General features: G+C 69.7%; 22 protein-coding genes. 11 read left to right on the top strand and 11 right to left on the bottom strand.

Translation table 11 applies throughout. The features are described 5' to 3' along the window. Position 1: 1 nt before the first annotated feature. Positions 2-358 carry an STAS domain-containing protein gene (locus tag ACZ7DE_RS33120; RefSeq protein WP_470767689.1) on the top strand — a complete coding sequence of 119 codons (357 nt, stop codon included), beginning with the start codon at positions 2-4 and terminating at the stop codon, positions 356-358. Positions 359-610: 252 nt separating this feature from the next. On the opposite strand, the gene ACZ7DE_RS33125 is transcribed toward ACZ7DE_RS33120, so the two are convergent. The 3 genes from ACZ7DE_RS33125 to ACZ7DE_RS33135 all read right to left on the bottom strand — a co-directional run bounded on the left by ACZ7DE_RS33125 (position 611) and on the right by ACZ7DE_RS33135 (position 3,558). Beyond that, the gene (locus ACZ7DE_RS33125; RefSeq protein WP_470767691.1) at positions 611-1,387 is read right to left on the bottom strand and encodes an SDR family oxidoreductase; all 777 of its coding nucleotides are present in this window, start codon (positions 1,385-1,387) and stop codon (positions 611-613) included. A 120-nt stretch (positions 1,388-1,507) separates the two neighbouring features. Further along, complete coding sequence (locus ACZ7DE_RS33130) at positions 1,508-2,737, bottom strand: acyl-CoA dehydrogenase family protein (RefSeq protein WP_470767693.1); 1,230 nt, start codon at positions 2,735-2,737, stop codon at positions 1,508-1,510. Positions 2,738-2,772: 35 nt separating this feature from the next. Further along, positions 2,773-3,558: a crotonase/enoyl-CoA hydratase family protein gene (locus ACZ7DE_RS33135; RefSeq protein WP_470767695.1), complete on the bottom strand. Its 786-nt coding sequence runs from the start codon at positions 3,556-3,558 to the stop codon at positions 2,773-2,775. A 108-nt stretch (positions 3,559-3,666) separates the two neighbouring features. On the opposite strand from ACZ7DE_RS33135, the gene ACZ7DE_RS33140 reads away from it, so the two are divergent. Then, a complete protein-coding gene (locus tag ACZ7DE_RS33140) occupies positions 3,667-4,194 on the top strand; it encodes a winged helix-turn-helix transcriptional regulator (protein ID WP_470767696.1) in 528 nt (175 codons plus the stop codon). Positions 4,195-4,365: 171 nt separating this feature from the next. Here the strand turns inward: ACZ7DE_RS33140 and ACZ7DE_RS33145 are convergent, their stop codons facing one another. Then, positions 4,366-5,124 carry a DUF4142 domain-containing protein gene (locus ACZ7DE_RS33145; protein WP_470767698.1) on the bottom strand — a complete coding sequence of 253 codons (759 nt, stop codon included), beginning with the start codon at positions 5,122-5,124 and terminating at the stop codon, positions 4,366-4,368. A gap of 1,027 nt (positions 5,125-6,151) precedes the next feature. Here ACZ7DE_RS33145 and ACZ7DE_RS33150 point away from each other — a divergent pair. The 4 genes from ACZ7DE_RS33150 (at position 6,152) to ACZ7DE_RS33165 (ending at position 12,198) form a co-directional block, all read left to right on the top strand. Further along, positions 6,152-7,582, top strand: coding sequence for a non-reducing end alpha-L-arabinofuranosidase family hydrolase (locus tag ACZ7DE_RS33150; protein WP_470767700.1), 1,431 nt, complete (start codon positions 6,152-6,154; stop codon positions 7,580-7,582). A gap of 751 nt (positions 7,583-8,333) precedes the next feature. Beyond that, positions 8,334-10,376: a TerD family protein gene (locus ACZ7DE_RS33155; protein WP_470767702.1), complete on the top strand. Its 2,043-nt coding sequence runs from the start codon at positions 8,334-8,336 to the stop codon at positions 10,374-10,376. A gap of 218 nt (positions 10,377-10,594) precedes the next feature. Beyond that, the gene (locus ACZ7DE_RS33160) at positions 10,595-11,341 is read left to right on the top strand and encodes a vWA domain-containing protein (RefSeq protein ID WP_470767704.1); all 747 of its coding nucleotides are present in this window, start codon (positions 10,595-10,597) and stop codon (positions 11,339-11,341) included. A 146-nt stretch (positions 11,342-11,487) separates the two neighbouring features. Further along, a complete protein-coding gene (locus tag ACZ7DE_RS33165; RefSeq protein ID WP_470767706.1) occupies positions 11,488-12,198 on the top strand; it encodes an AAA family ATPase in 711 nt (236 codons plus the stop codon). 190 nt (positions 12,199-12,388) lie between these two features. Here ACZ7DE_RS33165 and ACZ7DE_RS33170 read toward each other — a convergent pair whose 3' ends face one another. Beyond that, entirely contained in the window at positions 12,389-12,847 is a 459-nt protein-coding gene (locus ACZ7DE_RS33170; protein ID WP_470767708.1) for a DUF6069 family protein, read from the bottom strand. Positions 12,848-12,978: 131 nt separating this feature from the next. On the opposite strand from ACZ7DE_RS33170, the gene ACZ7DE_RS33175 reads away from it, so the two are divergent. Beyond that, positions 12,979-13,482, top strand: coding sequence for a MarR family winged helix-turn-helix transcriptional regulator (locus ACZ7DE_RS33175; protein WP_470767710.1), 504 nt, complete (start codon positions 12,979-12,981; stop codon positions 13,480-13,482). Between the two features lie 260 nt (positions 13,483-13,742). Continuing rightward, on the top strand, positions 13,743-14,732 hold the full coding sequence (locus ACZ7DE_RS33180; RefSeq protein ID WP_470767712.1) for an ornithine cyclodeaminase family protein: 990 nt from the start codon (positions 13,743-13,745) through the stop codon (positions 14,730-14,732). Between the two features lie 380 nt (positions 14,733-15,112). Here the strand turns inward: ACZ7DE_RS33180 and ACZ7DE_RS33185 are convergent, their stop codons facing one another. From ACZ7DE_RS33185 to ACZ7DE_RS33210, 6 genes are all read right to left on the bottom strand, one after another. Beyond that, a complete protein-coding gene (locus ACZ7DE_RS33185; RefSeq protein ID WP_470767714.1) occupies positions 15,113-16,471 on the bottom strand; it encodes a hypothetical protein in 1,359 nt (452 codons plus the stop codon). A gap of 258 nt (positions 16,472-16,729) precedes the next feature. Continuing rightward, a complete protein-coding gene (locus ACZ7DE_RS33190) occupies positions 16,730-17,251 on the bottom strand; it encodes a hypothetical protein (protein WP_470767716.1) in 522 nt (173 codons plus the stop codon). Positions 17,252-17,521: 270 nt separating this feature from the next. After that, positions 17,522-18,505: a hypothetical protein gene (locus tag ACZ7DE_RS33195; protein WP_470767718.1), complete on the bottom strand. Its 984-nt coding sequence runs from the start codon at positions 18,503-18,505 to the stop codon at positions 17,522-17,524. Positions 18,506-18,774: 269 nt separating this feature from the next. Further along, positions 18,775-19,422, bottom strand: coding sequence for a hypothetical protein (locus tag ACZ7DE_RS33200; RefSeq protein ID WP_470767720.1), 648 nt, complete (start codon positions 19,420-19,422; stop codon positions 18,775-18,777). A 114-nt stretch (positions 19,423-19,536) separates the two neighbouring features. Beyond that, positions 19,537-20,196, bottom strand: a complete 660-nt coding sequence (locus ACZ7DE_RS33205; RefSeq protein ID WP_470767722.1) for a response regulator — start codon at positions 20,194-20,196, stop codon at positions 19,537-19,539. Beyond that, positions 20,193-22,118 carry a sensor histidine kinase gene (locus tag ACZ7DE_RS33210; RefSeq protein WP_470767724.1) on the bottom strand — a complete coding sequence of 642 codons (1,926 nt, stop codon included), beginning with the start codon at positions 22,116-22,118 and terminating at the stop codon, positions 20,193-20,195. The genes ACZ7DE_RS33205 and ACZ7DE_RS33210 overlap by 4 nt, the downstream gene beginning before the upstream one ends. Before the next feature lie 224 nt (positions 22,119-22,342). Here ACZ7DE_RS33210 and ACZ7DE_RS33215 point away from each other — a divergent pair, with 224 nt between their 5' ends. The 3 genes from ACZ7DE_RS33215 (at position 22,343) to ACZ7DE_RS33225 (ending at position 24,124) form a co-directional block, all read left to right on the top strand. Beyond that, the gene (locus ACZ7DE_RS33215; protein WP_470767726.1) at positions 22,343-23,038 is read left to right on the top strand and encodes a hypothetical protein; all 696 of its coding nucleotides are present in this window, start codon (positions 22,343-22,345) and stop codon (positions 23,036-23,038) included. A gap of 103 nt (positions 23,039-23,141) precedes the next feature. Further along, complete coding sequence (locus tag ACZ7DE_RS33220; RefSeq protein WP_470767727.1) at positions 23,142-23,729, top strand: hypothetical protein; 588 nt, start codon at positions 23,142-23,144, stop codon at positions 23,727-23,729. A 92-nt stretch (positions 23,730-23,821) separates the two neighbouring features. Beyond that, positions 23,822-24,124, top strand: coding sequence for an SDR family oxidoreductase (locus ACZ7DE_RS33225; RefSeq protein WP_470767728.1), 303 nt, complete (start codon positions 23,822-23,824; stop codon positions 24,122-24,124). Positions 24,125-24,220: the final 96 nt, after the last annotated feature.

Below are 24,220 nucleotides of genomic sequence, written 5' to 3' on the forward strand. Positions count from 1 at the left end.
CATGAACCAGGCCCACCTGACCGTCTCCCAGCACATGACCGCCGACGACGTGCACGTCGTCGCTCTCGCCGGGGAGATCGACCACACCACCGCCGGCGCCTTCCGCCAGGCGCTCGCCGTACAGGGCGGCTTCGCCCGGCATACAGTCATCGACCTGCGCGCCGTCACCTTCATGGACTCCAGCGGCATCAACGTGCTCGTCGCCGCGAACAACGCCGCCCGCGCCGGCCACGGCTGGCTGCGCCTGGCCCACACCCCGAAGCCCCTGTCGGAACTGCTGCACATCGTCGGCCTCGACGACGTCATCGCTCTGTACCCCACCCTCGACGAGGCCCTCGCACCGCAATCCGCCGCCTGACCCCTCCAGCGCACCTGGAACCGTGCGGTTCGCACGCTGGTGCGCGGTCAACGCAGCGTGAGCAGGCTCCTGGCCGGCTCAGGGAAGGCTGCTACCTCCTCGACCAGTTGCGCTCATCCACCGCCCGTCCTGACGGGGCATGCACGTCGCGGACAGCTCGAACAGCCCAAGGTATCCGCGTCGAACAGCGAGAGCGGGTCACGCGCTGCTCACTGCCGACGGGTTCGATCAGTCGACCGCCCCCGGGCCTCGTCACCGGGTGGCGAGGATGCCGCCGTCGACGGGGATGACGGCTCCGGTGATGTAGCTGCTGGCGGGGCTCATGAGAAACACGGCGATTCCCGCCATGTCCTCGGGGCGGCCGATGCGACGAAGGGGGATCTGGCCGGCGACGGCTTCGGCGCCGAGGCTGAGGATGCCTGCGGTCATCCTGGACTCGAACAGGCCTGGGGCGATGGCGTTGACGAGGACTTCAGGAGCGAGCGTGCCAGCCAGTTGCCCGGTGAGCATGTGCACGGCGGCCTTGCTGGCGCCGTAGGAGAAGTTGTTGACGCCGGGGGCTGGGGCACGCAGGCCGTCGATGCTGCCGGTGTTGATGACCCGCGCGGGGTCCTCGGGCGTCGACGCCGCCTTCAGCAACGGCAGCAGAGCCCGGGTGAGGGCGAAGACCCCCTTGACGTTGACCGACAGCACCTTGTCCCAGGCCGAGTCGGGAAATTCCTCCAGGGGCGCGCCCCAGTTGGCGCCCGCGTTGTTGAACAGGCCGTGCACGCGACTTTCGCGTGCACGCAGGTGGGAGGCCAGGGTTTCGACACCGTCGGCCGTGCCGAGGTCGGCGGCCACGGCGTGCACCTCGCCGAGGTGGCTGAGCTCATCGACGGCCGCTTCGAGGTCGGCCTCCTTGCGGCTGGAGATGTAGACCTTGGCACCGGCTTCAAGGAGTCCTCTGGTGATCATTCTGCCGATGCCGCGGCCTCCTCCGCTGACGACGGCGACCTTGCCCGCCAGGGAGGGTGTCAGGGTGCTCACGTGGTGCTCTCCGGGGTTGTCGGTAGGAGTGACATGGGTTCAGGAAGGGGGTGGCGCCCCTGTCCGGGCGCGCGTGCCGCACGAAGGGGCGGCCGGCGCTCCTGACGTCGTGGCCGGCGTCTACCTGATGCGGCGGCCGGAGATGGCGCGGCTGATCGCAAGGCGTTGGATTTCGCTGGTGCCCTCGTAGATGGTGAAGATCTTGGCGTCGCGGGCCCAGCGTTCGACGGGGTAGTCGCGGGTGTAGCCGTTGCCGCCGAGTATCTGCAGAGCGCGTTCGGTGGCGCGGACGGCGACCTCGCTGGCCTTGAGTTTGGCCATGCTTCCCTCGGCGCGGGTGAAGGGCCTGCCGCGCGTCATCATGTGGCTTGCGCGCCAGACCAACAGGCGGGCGGCGTCGATCTCCATCGCCAGGTCGGCGAGCATGAAGGCGACGGCCTGGTTGTCGATGATCGGCCGGCCGAACTGTTCGCGGACGCCGGCGTACTCGAGGGCGTACTCGTAGGCGGCGCGGGCGACGCCGACGGCCATCGCGCCGATGCCGGGCCGGGTCATCTCGAAGGTGGCCATGGCGGCGGGGACGCGAACGCGGGTTCCTTGCCGGGCGGCGGCGAGGCGCTGATCGAGGGCGTCCTTGCCGCCCAGGACGAGGTCGGCGGGGATGCGCACGTTGTCCAGGACGACCTCGGCGGTGTGGGAGGCGCGCAGGCCGTGCTTGGAGAACTTCTGTCCCTGGCTGAGTCCGCGCGTGCCAGGAGGGATGAGGAACAGGGCGTGACCGCGGGCTCCGAGTTCGGGGGCACACACCGCGTTGACGACGTGGATGCGGGCGATGCCGCCGTTGGTGGCCCAGGTCTTGGTCCCGTTGAGGACCCACTCGCCGGCGGCTTCGTCGTAGCGGGCATGGGTGCGGATGGCGGCGGCGTCGCTGCCGGCGTTCGGCTCGCTGGCGCACAGGGCGGCGACGGCCAGATCTCCGGGGGTGCCGAAGAACTCGGGCAGCCAGGTGTCGATCTGCTCCTTGGTGGCTGCGCCGAACAGGGCGGCGACGGGCAGGAAGGTCCCCAGCAGGGCCTGGCCCATGCCGCCGTCGCCCCAGAAGATCTCCTCGGCGACCACGGGCTGGAGGAGACCGGTGGGGTCGGCCGCCATCTGCAGCGCGAACTCGGGGGTGTAGAGGCCGACCTTGGCCGCTTCCTCGATGACCGGCCAGGGCATCTCCTCGCGCTCGTCGTACTCGGCGGCCACGGGACGCACGTACTTCTCGGCGAAGCCGTGCGCCCAGGCACGGGCATCGGCGATTTCGGGCGGCAGGTCGAAGAAGGCAGCGGGCGTCTTGGCGGTGGTCACAACAATTCTCCTGTCAGGGGTGGTGGGGCTGAGAGTCAGCGCCCTGTGAAGACGGCGTCGCGGCGCTCGACGAACGACTGGATTCCCTCGGCACCGTCGGCGGTCGAAAGAAGCCGTGCGATGTCGGGACGCAGCCGCTCGATGGCGGCGCTTTCGCCGAACTCGCGGGCCAGGTGAGCTGAGGTCAGGACGGTGCGCACTCCCAGTGGCGCGGACTTCTCGGCGATGAGGACGGCGATCTCGCGGGCGCGGTCGAGGGCGGCCGGCCCGTCGGACACCAGTTCCTGCACCAGGCCGATGCGGTGGGCCTCCTGGGCGTCGAACTCCTCGCCGGTGAGGATCCAGCGCATGGCGTTGCCCCATCCGGCCTGCTGGGGGAAGCGGAAGGTGGCGCCTCCGAAGGGGTAGATCCCCCGGCGGATCTCGTACTGGGCGAAGCGGGTGTCCCTGGACGCGACGCGGATGTCGGCGGCCAGGAGCAGTTCGATGCCGAGCGTCATCACCCAGCCGTGCGCGGCCGCGACGACTGGCTTCGTCCACGGTCCGTCCAGACGCCACGGGTCGCGCCCGCCCTGGGGGGCGTCCAGCTTGCCCGAGACGAGCTCGGCGCCGACGTCGACCATGTCCAGACCGCCGGTGAAGTGGTCGCCGTGGGCGAACAGCACCCCGCACCACAGATCGTCGTCGGATTCCAGCAGACCGTAGGCGGCCGACAGCTCGCTGATCATCTGCTTGGTGAAGGCGTTGCGCTTGGCGGGGCGGTTCAGGCCCACCAGGAGCACGTGTCCGTCCCGCTCGACGGTGACCGCGGCCGTAGACATGGAATGCACTATTCCTCCCGAGTTGCATGATGAGACTTACTGGACAGTAGTCGTCCACGACGATCCGACACAAGTGCATCTCATGATGAAACTGATAAGGTGGGCCCCATGAGACGGACCTCGTTCGACAACTGGCCCTGCTCGATCGCCCGCACCGTGGACATCCTGGGCGACGGCTGGACACTGCTGGTCATGCGCGAGGTCTTCTACGGCGAGTCACGCTTCGACGGCTTCATCGCCTCGCTCGGCATCGCCCGCAACACCCTCACCGACCGCCTTCGACGCCTCGAGAACGCGGATCTGCTGCAGCGGCGCGCCTATCAGAGCGACCCGCTCCGCCACGAATACCTCCTGACGGAAAAGGGCCGCGACTTCTTCGGCGTGCTCGCCGCGATCAACGCGTGGGGCGACCGATGGCTGGCCGACGACCCTGGCATCCCGGTGGTCATGCACCACACCACCTGCGACCACGACACCCAGGCCAAGGTCGTCTGCTCCTCGTGCGGTGAGCCACTGCACCACGAGGACGTGGCCGTGCGGACCGGACCCGGCTACCCGGCCCCACTACTGGAAAGCCCCGAAGTGCAGGCACGCTTCGCGCCCGGCCAACGCCCGGAACCTGCCGCCAACGACTGAACGCGCGCAGGGGCGCCCTTATCGGCCGCCCTCATCGAAGCCAGGGCGCCGGCGGGCCCGCCTCGCGTGGACCACGCGAAGGTCGCCTACGTCACGGGGCCGCCGGCCCACGAGGACGCCGGCGGCCGCCCGCCTTTCTTGCGGGCGGCCTGGACCTCAATATCGCCCGGCCTAGCTCCCGTTGACGGCCGGACCGTTCATGGCGGGGCCCAGGTCCACCGGGGTGGACGTGGCGTTCGGCGGCGGGGGGAGCACGACCAGCGGCTGACCGGCGGGCGGGACCGGCGGGGTCATGTCCGACTTGGGCAGCTTCGGCGGGGTGGTCTGGGTGAACAGCGTGGTGTCGAAGTCGACCAGGCCGGTCTTCTCCATCACCGTGATGTGGTCCAGGACGGTGTTGTTGGCCTGGTCGGCCAGGGCGCGCACCAGCGTGTTCTTCGTCGTCGAGCGGACCTTCGCCACGGTGTTGAAGATCGAGCCGTGCGTCATGCGCAGGATGTTGGCGAAGTCGACGTCGAACTGCTTGCCCTGGTCCGCCTTGAGGGTGTTGACGAAACCTTCCTGCTGCGGACTGGCGATGTTGGGCAGTGTCACGTTCAGCAGCGGCGCGATCTTGCGGCAGGTCTCGTCCAGCGCCGCGTGACCGTCGACCAGGTGCTGGCTGGCGATGAGGACGCCCTTGCTCTGCCCCTTCTGCAGCCCGATCAGTCCCACCGGATGCTCCCACAGGCCGGCCGCCCGCACCGCCACCACGAAGGCCCGGTCGCTCTCTGTGAACGGACCCCACTGGGTGTTGGCGATGATCCGGTCGCCCGAGGTCGACACGGTGTCAAGTCCGAGCATCGATGGGTAGGCGAGGGCGCTGAGCGTGAGGGCCAGTGCGCCCCCTACAACGACCGTGCCCACCGTGTTGCGCGAAAGTTGCACCATTCCTCCTGCCCGTCAGGAAAAGCCGCTGACCTGCCATCACCCGGTAGGGGACGAAGACAATTACGCGCACGGTGCCGTTCGGGCTCACCAGGATCAGCGAATCTTCACAGTCGACACACAAGATGAAGAGCCTCCGCAGCGTGAACTCCGACAGCTCGCCCAGGAGCTGCGTCACGATCCCGCCTGAATGGACTCAAACCCCAGCGACGCCTGGCAGCCGCACTCCTTCCGGGAGCCGTCCAATCACCGTCACCAACACGGGGTTTGGCCACGCGTCGCCGGCACGCGGAACGCGTCCTGCACGTCATCCAGCCGGTCGGCATCGACGCCCTCGCCACCTGGCACGCCGCCGTCGCGCGTGTCCGAGGCGCCCGACCACCGGTTCGCCATCCACCGGCCGAGGCAGAGCCCCGCCCTGGGTCTCGACCCGCGAAACCGGGCCGCTTCGCCGTCCATTCACACAGCCCGGCCATTCGATCGGCTTGACCTGCGCCTTTCATCCACGAGGTCGGCGAATGTTTCGACGCCACCAACGAATCATGCGAGATGTATTGACCCTGGCCGCCGGATCCCTATCATCCAGATTGCCCGACACTTCGACCTTTGTTCGGCATAGCGAACACAGTGGAGCCGCACCACTCGCACAGCAGAGCACCTCCAGGTCACGCCCACCGCAACGGCGAGCCGCAAGGAGCATGCCGCACGATGCCCAATGTCATGACCTCCTCAATCCTGCTCCCACCGTCGCGCACTGACGACGGGCCGCCGCACCGGGAGAGACATGGGGCGGGCTTGCACCACGGCGGTCAACGTCCGGCACGGGCCGCCCTGTTTGGCGGCAGCCCGAAGACACCGGGCACCACCGGTTCACCGGTCCAACCGGTGCCTCTCGGCAGGTTCATCAGGACCGGAGCCGCAAGGGGTCAGCCCGGGGCCCACGTACCGCAATGAACCGCACCACATCGACAGTCCGGGCAGCCGCTGACGGCCCCACCGGAACCGCTTGCTCAAGGATGACGAGGTCCCCATGCTCAGACGAAGTTTCAGCCGCGGACATCTGTCCGGGGTGCTCGCCGCCGTGGTTGCGGCTCTGGTCGCGTTGGCGGCGCTGCTCGTCGCCGGCCCGGCTCAGGCGGCCACCAGCGGCGCCGTGCGCGGCGTCGGTTCCGGCCGGTGTCTCGACGTGCCGAACTCCAGCCAGACCGACGGCACATCCCTGCAGATCTGGGACTGTTCGGGCGCGGCCAACCAACAGTGGACGTTGACGGACAGCAACCAGCTGACCGTTTACGGCAACAAGTGCCTGGACGTACCGGGCCACGCCACGTCCGCCGGTACCCGGGTGCAGATCTGGGCCTGTAGCGGGGGTGCGAACCAGCAGTGGCGGGTGAACTCCGACGGCACGATCGTCGGAGTGGAGTCCGGGCTGTGCCTGGACGTCACGGCATCCGGTACGGCCAACGGCACGGCGGCGCAGATCTGGACGTGCAACGGCGGCAGCAACCAGAAGTGGACCGGCCCGTCCGGGACGACGACCCCGCCCGGAGGCGGCACGTGTTCTCTTCCGTCGACGTACCGGTGGACGTCGACGGGTGCGTTGGCGCAGCCGGCGAACGGGTGGGCCTCGTTGAAGGACTTCACCAACGTGGTCTACAACGGCAAGCACCTGGTCTACGCGTCGAACGTTTCGGGATCGTCGTACGGCTCGATGGCGTTCGGCCCCTTCACGAACTGGTCGGACATGGGGTCGGCCCGCCAGACCGGGATGAGCCAGTCCGCGGTCGCGCCCACACTGTTCTACTTCGCGCCCAAGAACATCTGGGTGCTGGCCTACCAGTGGGGTGCGTGGCCCTTCATCTACCGCACGTCGAGCGACCCCACCAACCCCAACGGCTGGTCCGCGCCGCAGCCGTTGTTCACCGGCAGCATCTCGGGATCCGGCACCGGCCCGATCGACCAGACCCTGATCGGTGACGGCCAGAACATGTACCTGTTCTTCGCCGGGGACAACGGCAAGATCTACCGGGCGAGCATGCCGATCGGGAACTTCCCGGGCAGCTTCGGCTCGTCCTACACGACGGTCATGAGCGACTCGACGAACAACCTGTTCGAGGCGGTGCAGGTCTACAAGGTCCAGGGCCAGAACCAGTACCTCATGATCGTTGAGGCGATAGGCGCGAATGGGCGTTACTTCCGCTCGTTCACGGCCTCGAGCCTGAACGGTTCATGGACCCCGCAGGCCGGCAGCGAGGGCAACCCCTTCGCGGGCAAAGCCAACAGCGGTGCCACCTGGACCAACGACATCAGCCACGGTGACCTGGTCCGCAACAATCCCGACCAGACCATGACCATCGACCCCTGCAACCTGCAGTTCCTCTACCAGGGCAAGTCCCCCACCGCGAGCGGCCCCTACGACCAACTGCCGTGGCGGCCGGGCGTCCTCACCTTGCAGCGCTGACCTGTCCGATCCACGGTGATCGCGATGTGGTGCCGTCTGTCGGCGCGTAGTCGAGCGGTTCACGGCGTGGGCGACTCCACCTACTGACCGACAGCGCCACCTCAAGGAACCCCAGCCCTGCGCCGGCTGGGGTTCCTGTCTTTCGCGGGCTTTCATCACCCCCGTCCAGCCGACCGCCCTCACTCTCGTCCCGGGCCGGGCCGGGCCGGGCCGGGCGACGGGGGCGTGGCCCGTCGCCGGTATACGTCTCACCCCCGAGCGTTCATCACATGCCAGTGGCGTGCGAGGCCGCGGATCAGACGCACGAACGATCAGGCGCAGCGGTGCCTGTGTGCGCGTCACCGTTCCGGCGACAGGGCCAACGCCGTCCTCGCCGAGCGGGATTGGGCCTCGAAACAACCTGAAGAACGGCGATGCCGCGACCGGCAGCGCGCCATAGCCGACGATCGCCGATGTTGTCCCGAGAACACGGGAACCGGCAGGGAGGAGGCGCGTGGTGTGGGAGACCTGAGGCCATGGGTCGCAGGCCGCCACCGTCCTGCGACCTGCGACCTGCTCGATCAGTTGGATGCGGCAGAGATCGCGCAGGGGCCCGAGTCCTACGCGCCTGCTTCACGCAACCTCCACAATCGAGCTCTGTGGGTATTACAGTTTTCCTCCGCGTGACTCGTCACTTCGTGTCGCGCAAGGGACAGATGGGGCGGGATTATCCGCATGCCCAAGGTGCGCCGTGGGGGGCTTTGTGCAGTCAATGATCAAGGGTTCGAATGTGGCCCTGACGGACCTGAGCGACAACGTCGGTTCAGTGATCGTCAGTCTGGGCTGGGCCAGCCCTTCCGGCGAGGGCGACGCGGATGTGTCGGTCCTGTTGCTGGACGCGAACGGCAAGGTGCGCAACGACGGCGACTTCTACTTCTACAACCATCCCGTGGCCGTGGACGGAAGCGTGCAGCTTCTGGGCAAGACGCCGACGGCGGACGGCAGCGAGGACCGGATCAGCTTCGACTTGACCGCTGTCCCGTCCGAGATCGACCGGATCGTCGTCGCTGCGAGCAGGTACGACGGAGCCCGCTTCGGTGAGCTGGAGGACGTGAGGATCACGCTGGCCGACGCAGCCGGCGAGAGCCTCCTCGGCTTTGCCGTCGATGACGCCGACGCTGTGACGGCCGTCATTTTCGGTGAGCTCTACAGGCGGGGCGAGGAATGGAAGTTCCGTGCCGTCGGGCAAGGCTACGAATCCGGTCTTGCCGGGCTGGCTGCGGACTTCGGGGTCGATATCGAGGATGACGCGGCCGCGGAGGCGGAAAGCGCACTCGACGGCACCGACGGCGACGATCAGACGGACGCGGTGGGTCCCGAGCCGGCCGAGGAACCTGCCCGGCAGGCGACGCTGGAGGCCATCCCTGCTCCTCGTCGCTCTGGAGACGAGGTCGTCGAGCCGAAGAAGCCGGCCTCTCGCCCCCGTACCTCCAAGAAAAAGGTGACCCTCCCCAAGACGGTCAAGAAGGCCCTGGCGGAGAACGACTCCTGGAGGCAGGCCAGGCTCTTCCCGGTCTCGGTGCTCAAGACCGACCGGGACCGGGAGATGCGCGCCACCTCGGTGCTGCTGGCGGTGATGGCGCAGGTGCCGGAGTTCAGCAGAAGGCTCACCGCGGGATTCGGGGCTCCGGCGGGTCGTATGGAGACGTTCACGGAAGTCTCCCTGCCCCACGGCGACACTCCGCGGCGCCCGGACGGGGTGATCCGCGTGGAGCGGGCCGGCAAGTTGTGGACCGCGCTGGTCGAGACGAAGACCAACGGCAACACGCTCAAGGCCGACCAGGTACAGGCGTACATGGACATCGCCGCGCGCCGTGGTTACGAGGCCGTGATCACGCTGACGAACGACGTCGCGCTGGAGGGCAGCCCTCTCGTCGACGTCAAGATCGACAAGCGGCGCAAGCACAAGGTGGCCCTCTGGCACCTGTCCTGGGCCGAAGTCGCCTACCAGGCGCAGATGCTGATCAGACACGAGGGAGTGGGCAACGCGGCGCACGCCTGGCTTCTGCAGGAACTGCTGCACTACCTGCAGCACGAGAACTCCGGCTGCCACGGATTCCAGAACATGGGCCCCGCCTGGGTCCCCGTGCGCAACGGGATCGACGACGAAACCCTCTGCCAGGGCGACGCACGGGCACTGGAAGTGGTCGAAAGCTGGGAGCGGCTCATCCGCCAGGTCTGCCTCAGGCTCGGCGGCGAACTCGGGCAGAAAGCACTGCCTGTTCAGCGCGCCAAGCGCGGAACGGATCCCAAGGAACGCCGAAACCGGCTCGCCGACCAACTCTGCCTCGAGGGACGACTTCAGGCAGAGCTGCGCATCGACGGTACCCCCGGCGTCCTGGCCGTCAGCGCCGACCTGCGCACCGGCAAGCTGCGCACCTCCATCGAGATCCCGGCCCCCGAGCAGGGTTACCCCCTGAGCTGGGCCAAGCGACTCGTCCGGCGCCTGGCCGAGGCGCCGGCGGACCTGCACGTCGAAACCCTCGTCGACAGCGAGACCGGGGGCTCACGCGGGACACTGGAGCGGCTCCGGCCCGAGCCGGCGGACCTGCTCCCCAAGGACAACGGCACCCGGATCACCGGTTTCCGTCTGTCGCTGCTCAAGAGCATGGGAAGCGGCCGCGGTAACGCCGAGTCCGGCTTCATCCGCAGTGTCGACGACGCCGTGCACCGCTTCTACACCAGTGTCGTGGTCCACCTGGAGGCTCCGACGGCACGCCAAGCACCGTCCAGGGAACGCACGACTGCGGGATGACGCTTGGGCATGGGCGGCAGCAACGTCGCCCAAGCCCCACGCGATGAGTCCTCTTGCAGAGGCGCAGGCCAGGGGTCCTGCAAGAGGACGCTCGCACAGGCCCCGGCCCGACGCTGTGCCGCCTGTGACTTCCCGGCCGGTCGGGCCGAGCCGCACTGTTCACAGCGGCATGGGCAAACGCTGCACCCGCCCGGAAGCGGGAGCACCATCGTGGAGGAGTGATCTCGACGAACGGCATCGAGCGCGCCGCGGCCATCAGCCTGACCAAGGTGCAGCAGAGGGCACCCGATCTGGTCGGCCTGTACAAGGCGGCGGGTGCCAGCGTGCGCAGGAATGCGCTGGAGGACGTACGGGCTGCGGTGTATCTCGTGCTGGACCGCTCCGGGTCGATGCGGCCCTACTACCGAAACGGCACCATGCAGCACCTGGCTGAGCAGGTTCTGTCGCTGTCGGCCCACCTCGATGACGACGGCACCGTCCCGGTGGTGTTCTTCTCCACCGACGTCGACGGGGCCACGGACCTGACGCTCGGCGGACACCGCGGCCGCATCAACAAACTGCACGAGAACCTGGGTCACATGGGACGCACCAACTACCACGGGGCCATGGACGAGGTCATCGACCACTACATGGAATCCGGCAGCCGCTGCCCCGCTCTGGTCATCTTCCAGACCGACGGTGGCCCCACGAGCAAGTTCGCTGCCGAGCGCTACCTGTGCAAGGCTGCTCGCCTCCCCTTGTTCTGGCAGTTCGTCGGCTTCGGCGACCCCGACGACAATGAGTTCGCATTCCTGCGCAAGCTGGACACTATCGCCGTCCCTGTCCACCGTGTCGTCGACAACGCGGGCTTCTTCCACGCCGGCCGCAGCCCGCAGGCCATCCCGGACCAGCAGCTCTTCGACCAGCTTCTGCAGGAATTCCCCGACTGGCTGGCGGCCGCCGGCGCGGCCGACATCATGCGGTGAGCCTTTTTCCAACCTCGCGCGCGGGCTGGACAGTTGGCCTGACATACGGGTGAAGCCCCCGGTAGACGGGTTTTCGGACCACGAGAGCCGTCCCCACCAGGGGGTTCGCATGCTGCGTCGTCGGAGTCCTGCGCGACACTGGTCGAGTGATTATCGAGCGCGCGTATGCCCACCTCTCCTCGGACGACGAGGAGGCCTGGCCTTGGTCGGTGCCCTGCGTCCGGCAGCTGATCGAGGAAGGGCTGCGGTTCACCGCGCCGGTGACCTTTCTGGTCGGTGAGAACGGCTCGGGGAAGTCGACCCTGGTCGAGGCGTTGGCGGAGGGGTTCGGACTGGACTCCTATGGCGGTTCCCACGACTGGCGCTACGCCTCCCCGCGTGGCAAGTCGGCGCTCGGCGCGCGGATGAGGTTCGACGCGGCCTCACGCGGGCGCCGCATGGCCACCAGCTGGTCGGCCCGCAAGGGCTTCTTCCTGCGGGCCGAGACCGCGATGGACGCCCTGGACAGGGAGGGATTGTCACCGGACTCGGTCAGCCATGGTGAGGGCTTCCTCTCGGCATTCCGCGGCAAGTTCCTCCACACCGGGCTCTATGTTCTCGACGAGCCGGAGGCGGCGCTCTCCTTCTCCTCGTGCCTCGAACTGATCGGGCACATCGACCGGTTGGCCAAGGAGGGCGGCCAGGTCATCTGCGCCACGCACTCACCCTTGCTCACCGCTCTGCCGGGCGCGGACATCATCGAGGTCGGCGACCACGGCATGCGGAGGGTCGTCTGGCAGGAGCTCGGCATCGTGGATCACTGGCGCCGCTATCTCGCCGACCCGCACGCCTATCTACGGCACATCCTCGAACCGTAGGGGCGGTCCTCCTCAACCGTCACCTGGGCAATGTGCCCAGTTGCACCGGCTCAGAGCGGGATGGGCGAGGGTCGCCAATCGGAAGACGTGCACGGCTGTTCCTGTGCGCGGACAGCGGTGTCCCGGGAGCCGGTCGGGCCGGGGCCGGGACACCGTCCGAAGCAGACGCCGGTCGTGTCCGCCAGGGGCGTCAGCGGACAGGCAGCGGCAGGACGCGCCGATAGGCGACGACGGCGACGGCCGCGACGACCACGTGCATCACCATGAGCGCAACGACGCCCAGCGGCCCGCTGCCGGGCGTGTCGCCGCCGAGCAGGAGCAGGTCGGGCACGAACGACACGACCGCCAGGACGGGTACGAGCCACCGCAGCAGCCCTGCCGGGTTGTTGGCGACGCGACGGACGACCGCCCACCCCATGGCGCCGAGGACGACGCCGAACACGGTCAGCGGCGCGTACGCGGAAGGGTGCAGCGGAGCGAAATCGTCCGACGCCCCCGCCGCGCGGGCGAGCAACGCGACCACCGCGTTTCCGAGGACGGCCACGACGGCCGCCGCGAGAAGTCCCCCGACCACGGTCAGGGCGCTGGGGCGCGGCGTGGACAGGGCGGGCGGGGCGGACGAGGCGGCATCGGGGACGGAACCGGACATGGGGGCCTCCTGCGGAGAGCTCGAGAAGGGACAGGTCAGCGCCAGTTCGACAGGCACTTGATTCTTCAAGCATCGGGGACGCTACGACCGAAGTGTTTGATTAGGCAAACATCTCGACTAGGGTTTCCGCCATGACGCCCACCCGGTGGCTCACTCCCGAGGAGCTGCGAGCCTGGATCAACTTCATCGAATGCTCGACACTGATGAGCGACTACCTCGATCAGCAGCTACGGCGCGACGCGGCCATGACGCACGCGGACTACAACCTCCTGGCCCGCCTGTCCGACGCGCCCGGCCACGCCCTGGGGATGTCCTCCCTCGCCGAGCAGCTGAAGTTCACCCGCAGCCGCCTCACGCGCGCGGTGATCCGCCTGGAGGAGTCCGGCTACGTACGACGCCGGGAGGATCCGGCCGACGGACGCGGGCAGCTGGCCGAACTCACCGAGGCCGGCAGGGAGTTGATGGCCAAGGCCGCCCCCGGCCATGTGGCTGCCGTCCGCCGCGTGGTGTTCGACGCCCTCAGCCCCGAACAAGTGGGGCAGCTCGCCACCATCACCGCCACCATGGTCGCCTCCCTCAAGCAGGCCGGTGAGGAGGACGCCTACCCGTCGGCCCTGCCGTGGCATCGCCGCTGACACCGCGAGGCTCGAGGTCCGAGAACCATCCCGGCATGACAACCGTAGGGTCAGGGGCATGACCGACGATCAGCAGCAGGAGCAGACCGTGGCGGGCGCCTGGGCGAGGACCGAGGAGCGGCTGGGGCAGTCGCTCAGGCACTGGTGTGGGACCGGCCCACGAAGGACGGCGTGTCGTAGCCGGGGCAGTGAGAGGTTGCGGTTGACGCTGTGACTGTGCGGTCGTCGGCCGGACGAACGGCATCGGGAGGTCGAGGCTCATGCTTGTTCTGGGCCGTTCGCAGGTCGAGGCACTGCTCGACATGGACGCCCTGATCCATGCCCTGGCCCCGGCGATGGCAGAGCTCAGCGCGGGCCACGCATCGGTACCCGACCGCGTCGCAGCCCTGGTGCCCGAACGCGATGGATTCCTGGCGGCCATGCCGTGCTTCCTGCCCTCGGCCGGAATGCTCATGACCAAGCTGGTGTCACTCTTCCCGCACAACGACGGGGCACGGCTGCCCACACACCAGGCGCTGATCGTGGCGTTCGACCCGGACACGGGCGAGCCCTCCGCGCTGCTGGACGGCACGGCCATCACCGCAGCGCGGACCGCCGCCTGCTCCGCGCTGTCGGCGCGGCTGCTGGCCCGCGACGACGCCACGGTGCTGGCGGTGCTGGGCACCGGCGTGCAGGCCCGCTCCCATGCCCGCGCGATCTGTCGGGTCCGTCAGATCCGGCAGATCCGCGTCGCCGGCCGGGATCCGGCGAAGGCCGCAGCCCTGGCCGCGGAGCTCTCCGAGGTACTGGAGGGCGAAGTCCAGGCCGTGTCGAGCTACGCCGAGGCGCTCGACGGGGCGGACATCGCCGCCGCGACGACGCATGCCGTCGAACCAGTGATTCGCCGTTCCTGGCTGACGCCCGGGGTGCACATCGCGTCCGTGGGGTACAACCCGGCCGGCCGCGAGATCGACGACGCCACGGTCGCCGAGGCGCTGGTGTGCGTCGAATCACGCAAGGCCGTGCTCGCCCCGTTTCCCGCGGGCAGCAACGACCTGCTCATGCCGATCCGCGACGGCATCATCACGGCCGATCATGTGCACGCCGAACTGGGCGAACTCATCGCCGGCAGCAGACCGGGGCGTACCGCGCGGGACCAGATCACCCTCTACAAGTCGGTCGGCGTGGCGGCGCAGGACGCTGCGGCCACGGCTCTGGTCGTCGCCGCCGCCCGCGAGCAGTCGACCGGCACGGAGACCACGCTGGGGTGACGCCCCCCGGCACGCGATCACAACAAAGGGTGGCAGCCCCGTTGTACGGCGTGAGCGGTGCTCCCCTCACCGCGCTCTTCTCCTCGGCCGGGCCCGCCCACCCGCCGGAGCGGCTCGGCGATGTCGGTCGTGCGCACGAGGGGGGCGGTCAGCGCGGGCCTCGGCCGCGGCGCGTGAGGAACGTCCCGGGACTCGCCGTGAGGGCTTGCCCGTTCCGGATCGCGACGCAGCTCGGGGCGTCGGCCGATGCCGTGCGGGAGCGTCTCGCGCGGGCTGCAGACGCTGAGGGCGGGGATGTCCACTGCGGCAAGGGCCCGAAGATCTTCCCGGTCGTCGGCAACGAGCCGGCGGGCTGGACGGCGACGGTCCAGCCCAGGGACTCAACCTGCGGTCATCCGCGCGAGTTCCGCGGCCGCGGCAACAGGGTGGCCCGCCTTCGCCAGTTCCTCCAGGCGCCCGGACAGCTCGGCCAGTGAGCGGCGCAGGTCGTCGTGGGTCGCTCCGCTGCCCCGTGCCAGGGCCAGGTGCAGGGCGGTGATCCCGATCTGCGTCCACCCTTCGCCGTGCTCCCGCAGCCAGTTTCGCGGATCCCCGACGAGGTGCCGGAAGGCGGTGTCGTACAACAGGTGGCTTTCCAGTGCGAGCCGCCAGGCGGCATCCGGTTCGCCCTCCGACTGCCACAGGCCCGCTGCCAGTTGGCCCAGGCGTCGGGCATACGGCGGGGCCGCCTGCGGATGCGGCAAGCGACCCGTCACCGATGCGGACTCGCCGGAGGCGAGAGCACGGCGCAGGGCTTCGACGGGCTCGCCCAGGGCCGCTCCCGCTCGCAGCATCGCCTCGCTGAGGGTGACCGGTACCCCGTCGTCCAGGATGCGCTCCTGAGCCGGAACGGCGGCCGGATCGAGGGAGGCCGCCCTGGCGAGCAGAGGCGCTGCCTCCGCCGGGCGGCCCGCGGCGCGCAGGTGCACGCCGGTGCGGGCCAGCGCACGTGCGAGGTCGCCCCAGCCCTGCTCGGCGGTGCTCAGTGCGAAGCCGTCCACGGCCAGGGCGTGGTGCCAGTTGGCACGGGCGGCCTCGATCCGGGAGGCGACCGCCGCGGCCATGTCGGTGGCGTAGCCGATGTGCGCGTCGGGGTCGGCGCTCAGAGTGTCGATCGCGTCCCGGTACCGCCCCAGGGCCTGTCCGGCGCAGTACAGGGCCTGGTCCGGGTCACCGTGCTGTGCCTGCACGACCGCGACCAGGCTGAGCAGGCGGGCGAAGTCCAGCGAGAGGGGAGGCCTCGCCGCCGGCAACCCAGCTCCCGCATACGCCTCCACGGCCAGGTCGGCGTCGATGAGCGCGGAAACCGCGTGCCCGGCGGCGGAGTGGACCGTGGCGCGTCGTGCACGGACATCACCGATCCGCATCGCCAGCTCCGGTGACGCGAGCCCCGAACGCTCATAGCGGCTCTCGCTCTCGTCGAGTGACGACAGAGCCTCGTCGATCAGGTCCACGGCGGTCTGCGAGGACCCCATGGAGTAGAGCAGCGACGCGAGCTGTTCGGTCAGCAGAGGTTCGTCCGGGCGGGCGTCCAGCTCCGCGCGCAGGATCCCTGCCGCCCGGCCGTGCTGGTCCAGCGACCGCAGAAGCAGCCGGCGCTGCTCCGCCCCCTCGGCTCGCTGAGCCTGCGCGCGAGCCTCCACCCCTTCCCAGTAGAGCTCGTACACCCGCACCTGCCAGCGGTCGGCCGACGAAGCCATCAAGTCCCCCCTGCCGACTCCCAGGGCGCCCACCCTACTCAAACACACGAGCGGCTCGAGGGTCTTCGGCAGACGGCTCACCGGCCTCGGTGGAGTCCCGCCTGTCCGCGGGGCCGGCTGGACGGGGAAGGGCGCCGGTGCCGCCCCGGCCGCGGCGGGCGCCCTGCGGTGGCGGGCCTGGACCTGGTTCGCGCAGGCGGCTCCAATAGGCTCAAGAACGCCATGAGCCTGGCGCGCCGCCCACTCCCGTGTCCGCGCTCAGCTGTCGACGACAGTGAGGTGGTACGTCGTGTCCACCCAGAAGCCCCCGGTGGTGCGCGCCTTGATCTCAACCACGTAGTAACCGACGGGCAGCGGATCGAACGCGCACCAAAGCCCCCAGGCAACGCGCCGCCGCAGCGCCGCGTGGAAGGGCTTCGACGTGAACTCGTGCATCGGCAGGGGCGCTCCGTTCAGGAACGCCTTGGCCTCGGCGACGTCCATCACCATCGGCTTGCGAGACGCCAGCGTCAGTGGCCGCTGCGTGTTGAACACCGGGAAGAAGACCGGCCGTCCCGAAGGCATGGAGCAGCGCCGCACCACACGACCGCCGTAGGTGCCGGCCAGGAACCAGACGTCCTCCGCCTGGCGCCAGTTCGCGAACTCCCCCGTCTGATCCCTGACGGGACTGCGGTCGTCCGGCGCGGACAGCGCCCACTGCCACCAGCGGGCAGCCAGCTCGCCACCACGTTCGGGACCCAGCTCTTTGAAGTCGTCTTCGACCGGCAAGGACTCGCCCACGACTCTCCCCTACTCGCTCAAACATGCGATCACGCCGACGAGACCCTACACGGCAGGATCGAAGGAGACGCAGTGAGCCCTTTCCGTCTCTGCACGAAGCCGGACAGTCGCCTGGAAGATGGATGAAACCCCTGGTAGACGGGTTTTCCGTCAAGAGAACCGTCGTCACCGGAGACGTCGCGTGCCTGTCCGGCGGCGACGCGTCCGCCTCTGCCCTCCGCTTCCTCGCGGGACGCACGTGGATGCGCCGGGGCGGGCCGGGCGCAGCCCTCACACACCCGGGAATCGGGGACCGTCGATCTTCGGTCCGTCCGGGTCGGGAGAACGAAGGCGAGGGCTCTCGTCCGGTTCGCGCCCCATGGTCGCGGACTCGGTTGGAGTGTCTGGAACGGGCCTGTTCCGGCGAAACGACCGGCCTTTCCGGCGGCGGCCAGGCCTCGGCTCCGGCGCTTCAGCCGCGTGGGCGAGGATTTCCGGTAGCAGTTCCGCGGTGTCCGGGGCGGCCGGCTTGGGCGGGGAGGGCAGGGGGTCCGGGTTGACCCAGAGCGCCAGCCGGGCCATGTCGGCCTTGAGCCTCCTGGCGTTGCAGCCGCGCACTCCCTCACCGACGACCTCGGTGATGTCCTTCACCACCTTCAGGGGAGACGCCCCCAAGGCGTACTGCGCCACCGACCAGACCGTCTTCGTCCTGGCACTGCTGTGGCGGGTCGCCTCGGTGACCGCCTGGCGTGAGACGGCCTCGAGGTCCGAGGGGTCCAGGAGGGCGTACGAGGCGACGTCGAACCCGGCCGACACCATGCGCTCGCCGACGGGCGACTCGTCGTCGGGCGTCCGGGGCCGCACCTCGCCGACGGCGTCCTGAAGGGCGTCGTCGGTGAAGTCCTCGGCGAGCAGGGAGACGGCCACCGTCTCGGCCGCGCGTGCCGTCTGACGCGCGTCGTCGCGCAACGTCCGGGACAGCCAGTCACCCTCGCCGACACCGGGTGCGGGCCCGCCCCGCCCGGCGTCCGCGGTTGCTCCGCCCCCGGGACTCCCGGCGTCTCGCCCGCCCCGCCCGCCTGCGATGAGCGCAGTCATCTCCCGGAAGGAATGCGCCAGTTCACGCACGGGCTGCGTGAGGGCGCCCCGCCCGGCGTCCAGATGCCTTTCCGCCTCCCGGGCCGCAAGGAGGAGCCGGCGAGCGAGCCGGGTCAGCTCCGGCCGGGGGATCCTCCGGCCGTGTTCGGAACCGCTCGCCCCGTGTTCCACGCTCATGGACGTACTCCTCAAGAGCCGCGCCGCCTGTGCCCGTTCGTCCCCTCGACGTTACGTCGACCCGGCGCAACGCCGTGGGGCACCAGAGGCGGACGGTGATCGACCGGACCGGACGGGCGAATGAGCCGAATCCGTCGTCGACACGGCCAGGCCCGTGAACCGGTGCACAGGCGGGGGCAGTCGGCCGTTCGCGGAGCGCACGCGGGGTGCGGCGCGGGCCCCGCACCGGCGGCTCATCGTCCCCTCCCCCGTACCAAGGCCGGTCCCTGTCACGGCTGTTGGGGTCGCCTGTCGTCCCCGGGGGAGGCCGTCGGTCCCCTCCCCCACGACGGTGCCGAGTAGGGCGCACGCCCTCCTTGGACGAACAGCTGTTGTCCCGTGTTCGTCATCGCTGTGGGCAGGAGAACCCCGGTCCGTTCTTCGATCTCGGAGCGCAACAGGACGCCGAGGGTCCCGAACTGTCTCTCCGCCCGGAAATGGATGTCGTCGATGCCTGACGCGTCGGACGGAGACAGCACGACCCTGCGGAGCAGCCAGGTGGTCTCCCACATGGCCTTGACGATCGGCACATCCAGCTCTGCGAGAGTCGGGGGAAGACGATGCAGCGCAACCCCCGGTCGCGCCAAGTCGGTGATCGCCTCGGTCACCGCGTTCATCGCCGCCTCGGTGACCTCGTCGAAGACGCCGAGGTCGATGGCGCGCCCGGCCTGAAGATCTTGGATCGAGCGGTTCATCGCGCGAAACCACGCGTGCCCCGCCTGCCGTGCCCTGGCGACGGCCGCGTGAGCGTCGTCGCTCTGCTGGGTGCGGTTGCGACGCCGATCCAGAAGGACCGGCCCGTAGATCCCGGCAGCGGCTCCTACGGCCGCCCCGCCCAAGCCGCTGATCATGCTGAAGACGACCGTTGCATCCACCACGTCCCAAGTGTGCCCGCGACCGGCGCTCTCGGGTGGAAAAGAGCGAAATGCGGCTCCGGAACGTACGTGGGCTCGTCAGGCCGTCCACGGTCACGGCTTCCTCGCCACCGACACCTACGCGGAGTGACGCGGATGTCCCAGGCCCGCGTCCCGGGCGAGGGCTGCCGCCTCGGTGCGAGACCGGGCGTGCAGTTTCGCCAGCACGTCGCTGACCCGATTGCGGATGGTCTTCTCGGACAGGGACAGGCGGCGGGCGATGGCGGCGTTGTCCAGGCCGCGGGAGATCAGATCGAGGGTCTCGCGTTCGCGGTCGGTGAGATGAGGAAAGGGGAGGGTGGATCGGGCGGTGGGGTGGGTGGCGAAGTGGGACAGGACGCGCTGGGCGATGCGGGGGCCGAAGACCGCTTCGCCACGGGCGACACCGAGCAGGGCGCGGTGGACGTCGGCACCGTCCGATTCCTTGAGCAGGTAGCCACGCGCACCGACGCGCAGGGCGGCGAACACCGAGTCCTCGTCCTCGTCCATGGTCAGGACGAGAACGGCGATCTCCGGATGCGCGGTGGTGATCCGGGCCGTGGCCTCCAGACCGTTGACCTTCGGCATGCGCAGGTCCATGAGCACGATCGCCGGCCGCAACCGGTCGGCGGCGGTGATCGCTTCGGCGCCGTCGGACGCTTCTCCGACGACCGTGACATCGGGAAGATCGGCGAGGACGGTGGCCATCCCGGCCCGGAAGACGGGGTGGTCGTCGACGACGAGGACGGTGACGCTCACCGCGGATCCCCCACCGGGAGGCCGGCTCGCACGAGAGTGCCCTCACCGGGCGCGGTCGTCACCTCCAGGCGGCCTCCGATCTCGGCTGCGCGCTCCCTCATGCTGCGCAGTCCGACACCGGCCCTGTGCTTTGACGGAATGCCGCGTCCGTTGTCACGGATCGACAGAATCAAGACCGTGTCCTCCATACGGGCGGTCAGTTCGAGACGGCCGGCGGCGCTGTGCCTGACGGCGTTGGCGACCGCCTCGGCGGCGATGGCGTACGCGGCGACCTCAACGGCGGCCGGCAGACTGTGACAGGTGCCGTCGATGCTGCTGTGACATGCCGGTGTGTCGTACCCGGACAACAGTTCCCGCAGGGCGCCGGGCAGCCCGAGATGGTCCAGGACCGCGGGCCGGAGCCCTTGGACCACGGTGCGCAGATCGGTGACCGTGGAGCGAAGCCGGTCGCGAAGCGTCCTGACGGTCGCTGCGAGATGGGGGTCGTCGATGCGCCGGGCGAGAGCGTCGAGCTGGTGGGCGGTGCCGGCCAAGGAGGGCCCGATGCCGTCGTGGAGGTCCGCGCGCAGCCGCCGCCGCTCCTCTTCACGCACCGACACGATGCGTGACCGGCTGCGGGCGATGTCCTCGACCAGACCAGCGGCGTAGGCGAGTGTGCCGGCCCGGTCCGCGACCTCTTCGACCGCGGCCTGCTCCTTCGCCGTCCAAAGGTCGTGGACGCTTCGCCGCCCCACGCGCAGTACACCGAGTTCGCGTCCCAGGGCCCGGCAGGGAAAGGCGCGCCAGCCCGCGTCGGTCGCCGGCCTGCCGGAGGCCACCGCGACGGCGGGGCTTTCGAAAGCCGCGTAGGGCAGGCGTAGCGCGGATCGCAGGGCGTCGACGAGATGCTGCATGGCTTCCGTCGGTTCGCCGGCCGGGGCGACACGGCGACCGACGTGGGCGACGACGGCGTAGGGGTCGTGGCGATGCCCGAACAAGACCCGGTCCACGGCCGCCTGTACGGCGCCGCGGCCGTTGGCGGCGAGCAGTGCCGTGGTGGCGATCAGACACGTCCCCGTCAGGGAGCCGGGCGCGATCAGTCCGGCGCCGGCGACGACCGCGGCGTACACCCCCAGGACGAGCGCGCTGAGTACGGCGAAGACGACGGCGCGCCCGAGGACCAGCTCCACGTCGAAGAGTCTGTGCCGCAGCATGGCGACCGCCACGCTCGCCGGGGGGCCGAGCAGCCCCACCAGCATCACGACATCGCCGACCAGGGCCGGCTGCTCCGCGTCGTCCAACAGGAAGGAGAAGAAGGAGAACACCATCAGCAGCCCGCCGAGCATCAGCCACTGGAGTTGAGCCCGCTCGACGCCGGTCGCCGCGCGGGTACGAAGGACGAGGAAGACGGCGGCCGCGAGGGAGCCTCCGAGCATGGTGGCCGCGGCGCACACGAACATCACCGTGTGCAGCCACTCCCAGCCGGCGATCCCGAGTGGATTCGGCACACCGGGTACGGGATCGGTGCCGCTGGGCCGCAGCATCGTGGCCAGCGTTCCGGTCGTGGCGACCATGACGACGGCCCAGGCGCACGCCCGGCGCGGCGCCGTCTCCAGGCGACCGTGCGGAAAGAGCAGGGGCACCAAGGGCGTGGCGAACCAGTAGCCGACAAAACCCCAGCATCCGACCCAGGCCCCCGCCTCCCACCCGGGAAGGGGGTCCGCGGCGACGAAACGGCTGTAACCGGCGTAGTAGGCCAGGAGATGGTACGGCCCGATCATCGCGGGCAGCAGCATGAGCCAGCAGACGGGATTACGCGGCCGGCCCCGGGCGACGAGCGCGCCCACCAGGGGCCAGACCGAGCCGAGGACGAGGTCGGACCAGTACAGGGGTGTGACGGCAACGCGTTCCGCCAGCCAGTCCCGCACAGGCACCGTGGCCACGCAGCTCGCCGTGCCCAGGCCCGCCAAACCGTACGCGGTGCGACGCAGCACCCGATCCCCCCGACTCACACCCTCATGTTCCCGTAATGCGTGCCCTTATCGGGCGCGATCCGGCAAAACCGTCCCGGCTGTCCGGGACCCGGGTCCCTGGGCGGCGGGACACGTCCCCCGCGACAGTCGAAGGGTCCGACGGACGGACCTGCACTCCAAGGGAGTTGATGCGCATGACCACCATCGATCCGGATGCCCGCGCGGGGCGCATGGAGCCACGGAACGGCGAGCCCAGGGCGAAGTGGCCCCTGTACGGGGTCGCGGCAGGCGTGTGCGGAGCGCTCGCGACGCTCCTGGCGGATGTCCGGGCCGGAACGGTCGAGCGGACGCCCGTCGACGCGTCGGTCCTCGACGACGTGGATCGCTCGATGGCGCATCTCGGTCTCGTCGCAGGGTTCCTGACGGTTGTCCTGCTCCTCGTCCTGGCCGCGGCATGGCGGCGCCAGGTGGAGCCGCGAGTACCTTCCAGCACCGCCGCCTACGTGGTCAGCGGCGCCTTGACGGCCTCGGCTGCGGGACTGACCTACGGCTACGGCTGGAAGGGCGCCCTGGCGATCTATCTGCCGACCGGTATGGACGAAGGGTCCTTCGGCGAGGACGGCCTGTTCGTCTACTTCATGCTCAACGACTTCGGCGGGTACATCGGCTGGCTCGGCGTCGTGGTCGCGGCGGGAGCGGTGGCCTGGATGGCGTTGCGCGAACGCACGATCTCACGGTGGATCGGCTGGTTCAGCATCGTGCCCGTACTGGCGGTGGTCCTGTTCGCGGGCCTCACCGGTCTTCCCGGCTTCCAGGGCATCGTCGGACCGGCATGGATGCTGGTCGCCTTCCTTGGGCTGGCCCGGGGACGCAGCACGATCGTTCGCTGACACGGCCGAGCGGGGCGGCGCGCCGGCCGGCGCGCCGCCCGACGCAAGCGCCCGCTTCATCGGAACCACAGTCCTGTCCGGCCTTGCACACCATGAGGTCCCCATGCCGTTCACCACGCATGCCATCCGCCGCGGCGCCGCGGCATCCGCGCTTGCCCTGGCCGCGCTGCTCACCGCGAGCGCCTGCGGACCAGGTACCTCGCCGAACCACTCCAGTGACACGACCTACGAGTACACGGAGGAGCCGACCGAGGAACCCACGGAGGTACCGAGCGAGGAACCCGCCGAGGAACCGACGGAGGAGCCGACCGAGGAACCCATCGAGGAACCGACGGATGACCCGGCCGATGAACCGACCGACGAACCCGCTGGGGAGGCGACCGAACGACTCACGCAGAGCAGCGGGCTCGTCGAGGGGTCGGTCCCCGAGAGCGTCGTCGGTGTCTGGTGCGGCGGCAGCAACGCCGAAGGACACTGGACGTATGAGTTCTCCGGTACCGGAGAGTTCGTCGCGAGCAGGGGCAACGCGGGCTTCTCGGGTGTCGTCGTCAGCGACTCCCGATCCATGACGTTCCACGTGCCGGGTGAGTCACCTTTCGCATCCTCCTGGAAAGTGGTCCAGGATCCCGTCCTGGGGCCTGTCCTCTTCCTCGACGACTACAGCTACCTGCCCGGCAGATGTGCCTCTTGACTCGCCTCTGACCTCCCGGACCGGCCGTACGTGGCCAGGGGAGAGAGCAGCCGTCTCCCCTGCCCGAGTGGCCGCTCCAGGAGGCGCGGCGCATGTCGCTCCCCTGCCCTGGGCCCCGGACAGGCTGCGGCGCCGGTGCGGTGTTCCCCCGAGGGCCGGTACCGCTCGGCTCAGGCGGGCTTTCCGCGAGTGAGTATGTCGACCCCCGGCACCGTGGACACCGACATGCTCCGCGCCCTGCACGACGATCGGTCCCGGCGGGCCCTCGCGACGGTGACCCCCTGCGGCGTCTCGGCGAGGGAGCCGACGTCGCCGGCGTCGTGGCCTTCCTGGCCGGTCCGGACTCGGCGTTCGTCACCGGGCAGGTCATCCCTGTCAACGGAGGCTCGCGCTGAGCCGCTCCTCCGGCGTCGGCCCGGGCGCCGAGGGATCGCCCGCCGAGGTGATCGACGCGATCGCCTCCCCGTGCGGTCGGCCCGGCCGCTTTCGGC

This window comes from Streptomyces sp. NPDC037083 (assembly GCF_055606485.1).

Bases quoted from the DNA above. Each gene is read 5' to 3' on its own strand.
- ACZ7DE_RS33220 (WP_470767727.1), top strand. From the start codon at position 23,142: ATGCCGTTCACCACGCATGCCATCCGCCGCGGCGCCGCGGCATCCGCG.
- ACZ7DE_RS33180 (WP_470767712.1), top strand. From the start codon at position 13,743: ATGCTTGTTCTGGGCCGTTCGCAGGTCGAGGCACTGCTCGACATGGAC.
- ACZ7DE_RS33145 (WP_470767698.1), bottom strand. From the start codon at position 5,124: ATGGTGCAACTTTCGCGCAACACGGTGGGCACGGTCGTTGTAGGGGGC.
- ACZ7DE_RS33150 (WP_470767700.1), top strand. From the start codon at position 6,152: ATGCTCAGACGAAGTTTCAGCCGCGGACATCTGTCCGGGGTGCTCGCC.
- ACZ7DE_RS33215 (WP_470767726.1), top strand. From the start codon at position 22,343: ATGACCACCATCGATCCGGATGCCCGCGCGGGGCGCATGGAGCCACGG.
- ACZ7DE_RS33175 (WP_470767710.1), top strand. From the start codon at position 12,979: ATGACGCCCACCCGGTGGCTCACTCCCGAGGAGCTGCGAGCCTGGATC.
- ACZ7DE_RS33135 (WP_470767695.1), bottom strand. From the start codon at position 3,558: ATGTCTACGGCCGCGGTCACCGTCGAGCGGGACGGACACGTGCTCCTG.
- ACZ7DE_RS33195 (WP_470767718.1), bottom strand. From the start codon at position 18,505: ATGAGCGTGGAACACGGGGCGAGCGGTTCCGAACACGGCCGGAGGATC.
- ACZ7DE_RS33170 (WP_470767708.1), bottom strand. From the start codon at position 12,847: ATGTCCGGTTCCGTCCCCGATGCCGCCTCGTCCGCCCCGCCCGCCCTG.
- ACZ7DE_RS33155 (WP_470767702.1), top strand. From the start codon at position 8,334: ATGATCAAGGGTTCGAATGTGGCCCTGACGGACCTGAGCGACAACGTC.
- ACZ7DE_RS33185 (WP_470767714.1), bottom strand. From the start codon at position 16,471: ATGGCTTCGTCGGCCGACCGCTGGCAGGTGCGGGTGTACGAGCTCTAC.
- ACZ7DE_RS33140 (WP_470767696.1), top strand. From the start codon at position 3,667: ATGAGACGGACCTCGTTCGACAACTGGCCCTGCTCGATCGCCCGCACC.
- ACZ7DE_RS33120 (WP_470767689.1), top strand. From the start codon at position 2: ATGAACCAGGCCCACCTGACCGTCTCCCAGCACATGACCGCCGACGAC.
- ACZ7DE_RS33225 (WP_470767728.1), top strand. From the start codon at position 23,822: ATGTCGCTCCCCTGCCCTGGGCCCCGGACAGGCTGCGGCGCCGGTGCG.